The sequence below is a fragment of the Nocardia sp. NPDC004604 genome (genome assembly GCF_040609795.1).
GTDB lineage: Bacteria > Actinomycetota > Actinomycetes > Mycobacteriales > Mycobacteriaceae > Nocardia.
Window position 1 is genome coordinate 1 of the sequence record NZ_JBEXLC010000296.1, and the last position, 3,500, is coordinate 3,500.

The 3,500-nt window shown below is 65.4% G+C and carries 3 protein-coding genes; all 3 read left to right on the plus strand.

Features of this window, described 5'->3' with window-relative positions; translation table 11 throughout:
• The first annotated feature begins 69 nt into the window (after positions 1-69).
• The 3 genes from ABZW16_RS43440 to ABZW16_RS43450 are packed head-to-tail and all read left to right on the plus strand — an operon-like array spanning position 70 to position 3,454.
• On the plus strand, positions 70-696 hold the full coding sequence (locus ABZW16_RS43440) for a hypothetical protein (protein ID WP_354962006.1): 627 nt from the start codon (positions 70-72) through the stop codon (positions 694-696).
• Positions 615-1,142: a site-specific integrase gene (locus ABZW16_RS43445; protein ID WP_354962007.1), complete on the plus strand. Its 528-nt coding sequence runs from the start codon at positions 615-617 to the stop codon at positions 1,140-1,142. Before ABZW16_RS43440 ends, ABZW16_RS43445 begins: the two co-directional genes overlap by 82 nt.
• Positions 1,139-3,454 (plus strand): tyrosine-type recombinase/integrase, encoded by a 2,316-nt coding sequence (locus ABZW16_RS43450; RefSeq protein ID WP_354962008.1) that lies wholly within the window; start codon positions 1,139-1,141, stop codon positions 3,452-3,454. The genes ABZW16_RS43445 and ABZW16_RS43450 overlap by 4 nt, the downstream gene beginning before the upstream one ends.
• Positions 3,455-3,500: the final 46 nt, after the last annotated feature.

Consider the following 3,500-nt stretch of genomic DNA (forward strand, 5'->3'; position numbering starts at 1 on the left):
CTGCCTATCAGTTACTTGGAATCTGACTCTGGACACATCCGCCCACTGCTCTGACCACGAACTAGGGCAATGGGATTCGACAGCGGTGCAAGGGTGGTGGATCAGTGGCCGGTGTTGGGTCGGCACGCGCGGGCGGCCGAGTGGTTGCGGGTGTGGGTGGATCTCGGGCGAGCGCCCCGGACGATCGACGCCTACGCGCGCGGCCTCGCGGAGTATCTGCTCGTGTGTGAGCGAGTCGGTGTCGATCCGGTCGTCGCGAGCCGGGCGCATGTCGCCATGTTCGTGCGTGAGCTGACCGAGCGGCCCAGCCATCGTGGCGTGAATGTCGTGTCGATCGATTCGGGGTCGGGTCTGGCCAATGCCACGATTCAGCAGCGGATCGTTCCGGTTCGGCTGTTCTACGATTTCTTGATCGAGGAAGGGCTGCGGGAATCCAATCCCGTTGGGCGGGGCCGCTATACGCCGCGCGGCCGTCGCGGCGGTCAGCAGCGAGGGTTGGTCCCACGGATGACGAAATTGCCGTGGATACCGACCGAACAGCAGTGGCTGGCGCTGCTGGAAGTAGCCGCCGGGGAACCGGTCCGCAATCGTGTGATGCTCGCCCTGGCGCGGCGTTGCGGCGTGAGGAACTGTGCTCGCTGCGCACCGAGGATCTCGATCCGGGCCGGCGCACGCTGCGAGTGCGCGCGGAGGTGACGAAGAACCGGCTGGAGCGGGTGGTGCCGTATTCGGCGCCGACGGGAGTGCTGTTGTCGGAATATCTGGCGCACCGGGCGACGATCAGCCGGGCTCGTGGTCCGCTGTTCTTGTCCGAGTCCCGCCGGAATCTGGCGCAGCCGTTGACGTTGTGGACTTGGTCGAAGGTCGTTCGTCGGATTGCCCTGGCTGCCGATCTGCCGCGCTTCTCCACGCATACGACCCGGCATCTGTGTTTGACCGACCTGGCTCGGATGGGTTGGGAGTTACATGCCATTGCCCGATTTGCTGGGCACCGCAGCACCGAGTCGACGCTCACCTACATCCACCTGTCCGGCCGGGATCTCGCCGACAAGCTCGCCATGGGCATGGACCAGATCCACGCTTGGCGTGTGGAGATGCTGGCCCGTGTCAGCGAGCAGTCGACAGAAACGGCGGCTCGGTGACCGCACTGCCATCGCTGGCCGCCACCACGCCGACCCCAGCTCCTGGCTGGCCTTGGCCGATTAATCCGGATCGCTACCAGCGTCACGGTCGGCTCACCACCGAGGAAATCGAGCGGCTCAGCAGGTTCGCCGAAGATTTCGACCAGTTCCGTTGCAGCGGAACTACTCTGGACGCCGCCGCCTGGGCCGATATCGGGCGGCTGGTGAGGCCGCTGGCAGACGCCAGTGCGGCGCTGCGCTGGTCGCGCGACGATCGCCACCAACGACGGTTCGCACGCGATGCCGCCGGGATCGTGTTGGTGCGTTGCGGCACGCTCGGACGGGCGTTCTGGCAGTGGTCGACACAGGACTGGGCGGATCTGATCCAGACCGAAGGGTCCGCGTTTCGGCGGGCCTGGCCGGGCCAGATCGGCCCCAACGCACGGCCTTTCGTGATCGCCTACGCCTATCTGCTGGGCGATTTCGTTGCTTTCGACCGGCTCGGGGGCTTCAAACGCCTCGCGCTGGCCCGGCGAGTCTTCGGCCCGGACCTGGTCGATGATGCAGTTCGCCGGATCTGTCAGGTGCTCTCCGAGTGGGGGTATCACCGCGGCGCCGACCATCTCACGTTGGTGATCTGCCAGATGCTGCTGCTCAACCGCAGCCCGCTGCTGGAGGACCTGTCCACCGAGGCTCTCGTCCGCATCCGCGCCGATCCCGCAATGACCGGGAACCTCGCCAAGGATTTCTACGGCATCCATCGCGCCCTCGCCGCGCTCGGCTACGCCGAGCCGCCGTCGGCACCCAAACACGGCGACGGGCCGGTCACGATCGAAGGCACGGCCGTCACCTGGGCGCAATGGGTCGACCGCTGGGCCGCGACTTCGACGCTCACCCCGAAGGTCCGTGCTGGTTATCGCAGCGTGTTGGCCAAGCTTGGCCGCTGGCTGGCCGCCGAACATCCCGACATCGTCGAACCGGGGCAATGGAACCGGCAGCTCTGCGCGTCGTGGGTGGCGGCCGTCGACCGCATGGCGGTCGGCGATTACGCGCAATGGACAGACGGAATGCGATCCCAGAACCGTCTCGGTCAACCACTTGCACCGCAGACGAAGTCGGGCTATCTGGGCATGACGCGCACCTTCTTCCGCGACTGCCAGGAATGGGAATGGATTCCTCGCCGATTCGATCCGGTCCAGGCCCTGGGCACTCCACGCAGCGTCACGGCACTGCTGGGACCCGACCCGCGTGTGATCGCCGACGACATCTGGGCCAAACTGCTGTGGGCCGGGCTCAGCATCGAACCCGCCGACCTGCCCACCGCAGACGGGCGCACCTACCCGATGGAATTGATCCGCGCCATCACGCTGACCTGGCTGTTCGCCGGGCAGCGCAGCGATGAGATCGCGCGATTGCGGGTGGGTTGTATTCGCTGGCAGCACAACGGGATGCCCATTCCCGGTGACTCCGCCGAGGTTCTGGCCCGCGACGCGGTCTGCCTGCTGGACATCCCCATCCACAAGACCGGCACTGCGTTCACCAAACCCGTCGACCCCTTGTTAGGGCAGGCGATCGAGGCATGGCAGGCCCTGCGGTCCCGCCAACCAGCGGTGCTCGACCCGAAAACCGGTGAGCGCGTGCACTTTCTATTCGCCCACCGGGCACGTCGAGTCGCCAAGCAGTACATCAACAACACGATCATCCCGATGCTCTGCCGCCGGGCTGCCATCCCGAACGCCGACGTCCGCGGCACCATCACCAGCCACCGCGCCCGGTCCACGATCGCCAGCCAGCTCTATAACGCCAAAGAGCCGATGACGCTGTTCGAGTTGCAGGAATGGCTCGGACACCGGACCCCCGATGCCACTCAGCGATACGCCAGGATCACGCCGAACACGCTGGCCAGGGCCTACAGCGACGCAGGATATTTTGCCCGCAACGTCCGCACGATCGAAGTCCTCGTCGACCGCGACGCCGTGACCAGCGGAGCAGCGGCAGCTGGAGAGCCATGGCAATATTTCGATCTCGGCCACGGCTTCTGCACCTACAGCTTCTTCGAACAGTGCCCACACCGAATGGCTTGCGCCCGTTGCGATTTCTACACACCCAAGGCATCGAGCAAGGCCCAAATACTGGAAGCCAAGGACAACCTGCAGCGCATGCTGTCATCCATCCCGCTCACCGACGATGAACGCGCCGCGGTCGACGACGGGCAAACCGCTCTCGACCAGCTCCTCGAGCGACTGGCCGACATCACCACACCAACCGGGCAAACGCCGCGCGAGATCGGCATCCCACCCACAGCAACGCTTCTCCCGATCACACCCGTTTGATCAGGGCAAACAGCAACATATCGGACAAATCAGATTCCACAGAAAC